At 40.9% G+C, this 5,188-nt stretch carries 6 protein-coding genes; 5 read left to right on the forward strand and 1 reads right to left on the reverse strand.

Annotated elements, in window-relative coordinates; all coding sequences use genetic code 11:
• The first annotated feature begins 165 nt into the window (after positions 1-165).
• Positions 166-321 (forward strand): hypothetical protein, encoded by a 156-nt coding sequence (locus C8J48_RS18910; protein WP_170105730.1) that lies wholly within the window; start codon positions 166-168, stop codon positions 319-321.
• Between the two features lie 206 nt (positions 322-527).
• On the opposite strand, the gene C8J48_RS18375 is transcribed toward C8J48_RS18910, so the two are convergent.
• Positions 528-764 carry a hypothetical protein gene (locus C8J48_RS18375; RefSeq protein WP_107728717.1) on the reverse strand — a complete coding sequence of 79 codons (237 nt, stop codon included), beginning with the start codon at positions 762-764 and terminating at the stop codon, positions 528-530.
• Between the two features lie 354 nt (positions 765-1,118).
• On the opposite strand from C8J48_RS18375, the gene C8J48_RS18380 reads away from it, so the two are divergent.
• The 4 genes from C8J48_RS18380 to C8J48_RS18395 all read left to right on the forward strand — a co-directional run bounded on the left by C8J48_RS18380 (position 1,119) and on the right by C8J48_RS18395 (position 3,977).
• Entirely contained in the window at positions 1,119-1,463 is a 345-nt protein-coding gene (locus C8J48_RS18380; protein ID WP_107728718.1) for a YolD-like family protein, read from the forward strand.
• A 109-nt stretch (positions 1,464-1,572) separates the two neighbouring features.
• Positions 1,573-1,857, forward strand: a complete 285-nt coding sequence (locus C8J48_RS18385; protein ID WP_107728719.1) for an AbrB/MazE/SpoVT family DNA-binding domain-containing protein — start codon at positions 1,573-1,575, stop codon at positions 1,855-1,857.
• A gap of 13 nt (positions 1,858-1,870) precedes the next feature.
• Positions 1,871-2,284 carry a putative toxin-antitoxin system toxin component, PIN family gene (locus C8J48_RS18390; RefSeq protein ID WP_281261235.1) on the forward strand — a complete coding sequence of 138 codons (414 nt, stop codon included), beginning with the start codon at positions 1,871-1,873 and terminating at the stop codon, positions 2,282-2,284.
• Between the two features lie 421 nt (positions 2,285-2,705).
• On the forward strand, positions 2,706-3,977 hold the full coding sequence (locus C8J48_RS18395) for an endonuclease domain-containing protein (RefSeq protein WP_107728721.1): 1,272 nt from the start codon (positions 2,706-2,708) through the stop codon (positions 3,975-3,977).
• The last annotated feature ends 1,211 nt before the right edge of the window (positions 3,978-5,188 follow it).

Consider the following 5,188-nt stretch of genomic DNA (forward strand, 5'->3'; position numbering starts at 1 on the left):
CCGAAGAAGCAGCCAAAAACAAATGAAACAGCCCGCCGGATGCCACCGACGAGCCACAAAAAGAAAAAACGCGCTAGACACAGTATACCACACTTAGTGCTGTTAGATGGATACACCTCTTACCACAACGGAATTGTACATTAAACGATGAAAGGGGGTGAAATCATGACCCAAGAAGAATGGAAAACTTACCAGCTCAAGATGCAACGAGCTAGAGAAAATGCTGCCAAAGAACCGGAAAAGTTCGATCCAAAAAAAATGACCCCCGAGCAGCGGCAACTGTTCGGGGATCTAGGCCGAAAATGGCATGGCCATGAATAACGCATTTTAAGTATAACATACCCCGGCTTAAACATAAGCCGGGGTATTTAATTGTAAAAAAATAGTCTGTGAAATTTCCGTTCTAAGCGGTGAAAAAAACGAGGTAAGAGGTCAGGATGTCTTGAGTGTTTTAAATATCCGATTACCGGATAAAAATATAACCCGGTTCCTCGCTGGGAACCGGGTTATTGCGGCCATCGATTTCCTTAAAGTACAGAGTAAATTTTTTCTTTCAACTGTGGGTGACGATCGTCAATGAAATCTGATATTAACTCTCCGGCTAAATCATCCAGGTAGTCTTCAGCATCAAATCCGATGACGGTTGGATCAATCCAATCTGAAAAATTATCGAGAATTTTCTTGATCTCCTTTTCATCGAGTTTGGCTCCTTCCAACTCTTTGCGTAATTGTTCTTCGACATTAAATGTAATTGTCAATTCCATGGTTTCACCTCCTCGCTAGTAATCCTATCAAGGAGGGTAGACGGCAACAATACTGATAGATCCCCCTTTCATCCCTGTTATTTCCTTCCAACTTTAGAGCATTCTATTTCCCACTTAATACATCCAGGGAAGGGGGACTGTTAGATCCAATTTCTTGATTACTAAACGCCCATCTTCGACTTCATATAAGTTTGATGATGGTTGGTAATTATTTTCTTTCATGAAAAGCGAGGAGGAAACGACGACCATATCCGGTAAATATCATTACCGGACACGAGATTCAAAGGAATTGGTTTTAATTTCCGCTTATTTTAGAAACGTTTGTTCGGATATTATGAAGGTGAGGTGATACATATGGATCTGAATCGCGGGAATAAGTTATGGGAAGGCAATCGCATTATTCTGCCTGAACATGAGGAAAGTTTATGGCAAGCACAACGGAAAAGTGAGGAATATCAGCCGCCGGAACTTGATCCGGACGCCTTGGAAGAGATCGGACGGATTATTGCATGGTCGAAGTTGGAGGAGCAAGCGATTGAGGTCACTTATGCCGCAAAGTACGGGACGGATAAATACATCGGTCATGTGGTCAGGATCGATCCCGTCGAGCGATGGCTGATACTGCAAAATGGAGAGGATAAAAAGCTATTTCCCTTCTCAATCATCATAGGAGCCGAAAAAATGACTGATTACCTTTAATTAGGGGTGAATGAAATTAAAGGCCAACCTGTTGTTAAACTCATGTTATTAGGATATAATAAATGATGTAAGGGGGTAAGGAAATAAAGGATAAAAAGGAGAATAGGACATGAAAACCGTCAAAATTACGTCGAAAGGGCAGATGACTCTGCCGAAGGAATTTCGAGATGCACTAGGAGTAAATGAAGGGGATCAATTAATTCTTGTTCAGAAAGGAAAGCAAGTAATCTTGCAGAGTGCCAAGGAGTTTCAGAAAAGGGTTGAGGAGTTAGAACGTCAATTTGAAAAAGAAGCGTTTGAGGCGGGACTAACTAAAGAAGATTACGAATCAATCCAAAATGACCGTTCCGATTACACCGATGACTATATGAGCCGTCTGAAGGAGGGGAAGTAACATTCGTATCCTGATTGATACCAATGTGTATCTCTCCGCCGTTGTGTTCTCGCCCAGCATCAAGGAAATGATCCACTTCATCCTGAAGAAACCAGAAATGACCGTGATCCTCACGGACTATATACTCGAAGAAGTGGAACGGAACATGGAAACAAAATGGCCTCACAAGATGGAGAAATGGCGGGACTTGCGAATGTTGCTCTTCGACTCGGAACATGAATACGCCGATATTGATGACTTAAAACGGATGGATTTATCTAGTGCACCAATCATACGAGATCCCAAAGACCAACCAGTCGTTTATTTCGGATTGTTAACCCAACCGGACATTTTGATCACTGGGGATAAAGACTTTCAAGATGATCATATCAAAGAAGCGTTACCCGTCATGAAACCCGCCGAATTTCGAATCAAATACATGGGATGATTGATCCGACCCCGGACTGCCCTCCGGGGTTTTTTACGTGATTTCAAGAGGGAACGCTTTCTATTCATTGTACCACAGCAAAACTTTTAAATACTCGACACAGTCGGTAATAATTAGGCCGTGAAATTTGCGTTCTAAGCGGAGAAAAAAACGAGGTAAGGGGTCAGGGTGTCCCGATGTTATTAAATATCCGGTAATAAACCTTACCGGACAAAAATAAAACCCGGTTCCTCGCTGGAAACCGGGTGGTCCATCTACGCATGATGAATTTTTTCAGGGTAGGATTAGTCAGATTTAAAACAGAAAACACTATTTATTTTGAAACAGATATGTCATTCTAAAAAGTATCCCTTAAACTAAGTAATGAGGGTGTTGTTGAAATATAACGCTAGATTCATACACCAAGGAGCGATGTATTCTTATGACTTCCCGGCAGTTAGATTCACCATTGGAACAGCGGCTGGAGAAAGAGTTCCAAAAGTACAGGCTGGTTTATCAGAAACAGGTTCCTGTTTACGGAGAAAAGTTGTACCGAAACGAAAATGGTGTTTATAAAAAGATTGATGACTATCCTAAATACATATTAGATTTCGTCTTGTTTGGAAAAAAAGCAAAAGTTGTGGTAGAAGCGGATGGACAACAACACGATGAAACAAACCAAAAAAAGTGGGATACTGCACGAGATTACTGGCTAATTACTCACGGATATGATGATGTTCTTCGTTTTAATTACCATGACATCATGCAAGATATAAATACTACAATCAAAAAGGTTCAAGACTCTCTGGATAGCTTTGATCAAGTTTATAATCACCAAGAAGAGAAAAAGAATTTTGACCCAAATAAGATTCCAGAAACCCTCCCTAGAGAAAGACTGAACACATTGATGCTGGAACTAATGCCTTTAATACAAAATGCTTTGAAAGAAAATTGCCCACAAAGTAAACATAAGCCCATGGGTCGACGTGGTTTTCTGGAATCGATAAGTAAGGTACTGCGTAAACACCACTTTAATCTTGACTATTCATTGTTGCATTTTAACTTCGGTTTATGGCTACAAGAGATGAAAGATGAAAAAGGATTGTTTTTTTCAGCTTACAATCTCCCCTTTTATCTTCAAGTGTTACAGTCTCCATTGAGCCGATCGCGGCCAAGTTCAACGCTTGCTAAAGATCCACGTCTCATAAAATTGTGGATTCTGCCAAATGAAGCAAAGCCAAAAGCCATCGAAAACTGGAACAGATATACCAAAATTAATTACTGCCTAATTTCTCCTTCTTTGAGGAGGATCGTCTACTCTGATATTCAAGATCAAACCCTTAATCTTGTACTCCTTCAACGGGAAGCGCAAGAATTAGAAAGGCGATTGTTCCGGAGATACAAGCGTAAAGAAACAGCCCGAAAACTGCAAGAAAGTTTACGAGAAGTATATCGTCAACTCTATCAACATCCAGAAAAGAAAAAAGGAATCATCTTATTCGAAAAAATATCTGATAGAGATCTTCTGAAATCTGAACTTTATAATTACTGGAGACGGACCGGCAACAGACATTCATTAGATCCTTTTTTAACGGCTTGTAAATGGTGTAGGATTCGGGGGATTAAATGGGTTACAAATAAGGATTTCAAATTTGAAGATGTGGTTCTTTACTTTAGTTTGTTAAAAAAACATGATTTCTCTCCACAGCGATAGGGGTAGGAGGAGCACCGGAAATGGGAAATGACTTGAGACTCAAAAGTTAATTGCATGGGGGATACTTACCCCTTCAAACGAAAACAAACCACCCTTAAAAGGCGATATTTTAGGTCTAGTAACGTGTTTTATGGATTGACTTAAGCATTTTACCACCAGACGCTTACTAAAGAAAGATTTACCGGTTTCTTCTTTGTGTACAAAGCAGTATGCTATCAGGGTCGAATGCGAAAGGAGAAAATGACAATGGTTTTTATTAATGAGGCACATGAGCAGCAATAAGAGAACTCACCAGGCCGGTGACCCTTATTATGAATCCGCGCTATATGTTCTTGCGGTTATTGGAAAAAAGGAGATCGATCAATACATTAACCAGACAGGCATTCAGTTTTCCGCTTTAATAGAAGCAGCAAACGTGTGGAGTACTGGTGAAAAAAATATGATCTACATAGCTTGGGAACTCTTTAACCTTTATGCGTCAGAAGTCTCCCACTTCTAAAGTGGAGAGATGAATGACGCTTTGCTCGGTATCCCCTTTGGGGGTGCTTCGAGCAAACTTTTTTCCTTTTTTGAAGGAAAAAAGCCATCTAGATCGAAAAAATAATTACGCACATATATGCTTATGTGCTGTACCTTGACAACTGAATGATAGGGGGTTGCCATGAGGAAAAGCGGTCATGGCGTAAAATCATTCCCGCAAGAGCGCAAATAGGACCTATTTGCGCCAAAGAGAAGCAACGTATCTACGGATCGCCTAGGCGAGAAGTAGTAGATGGTCTGTTCCGACCCTGGTACACACGGTACCTGTTGCTTACTTAGGGATGAAGAGGACTTTCTGATCACTTTGATCGAGTATGGAAGGCAAACCCTTCGATACGTGAGAGCTTCTTGGTTCCAATGGTAAGAAACTCCCACTTCTTAGCGTTAGCGTAAGTGGGAGAGGTTCATTGGTGGTCCTCATCCTGAACTTGATCCTCATATTGAAAAACAAGGGATCGACGACTGTTTCCGGGTATTAGGAGATAGTTGGGTTAAGGCAGCTTTACATGGCATGAAAATGCGTTATCAGACCCATTGATTCCCCTCCCTATGACATCGATATGAGTTTAACACAAGTGACTTTTGTTAAACTCAATAAAACGCCGAAAACCTTCGTCATATCAAGGGTTTTCGGCGTTTCGGTTTGGGAATGGAGGACTAATCTCCGCAAC

The sequence above is a fragment of the Desmospora activa DSM 45169 genome (assembly GCF_003046315.1).
GTDB lineage: Bacteria > Bacillota > Bacilli > Thermoactinomycetales > DSM-45169 > Desmospora > Desmospora activa.

Bases quoted from the DNA above. Each gene is read 5' to 3' on its own strand.
- C8J48_RS18910 (WP_170105730.1), top strand. From the start codon at position 166: ATGACCCAAGAAGAATGGAAAACTTACCAGCTCAAGATGCAACGAGCT.
- C8J48_RS18375 (WP_107728717.1), bottom strand. From the start codon at position 764: ATGGAATTGACAATTACATTTAATGTCGAAGAACAATTACGCAAAGAG.
- C8J48_RS18380 (WP_107728718.1), top strand. From the start codon at position 1,119: ATGGATCTGAATCGCGGGAATAAGTTATGGGAAGGCAATCGCATTATT.
- C8J48_RS18385 (WP_107728719.1), top strand. From the start codon at position 1,573: ATGAAAACCGTCAAAATTACGTCGAAAGGGCAGATGACTCTGCCGAAG.
- C8J48_RS18395 (WP_107728721.1), top strand. From the start codon at position 2,706: ATGACTTCCCGGCAGTTAGATTCACCATTGGAACAGCGGCTGGAGAAA.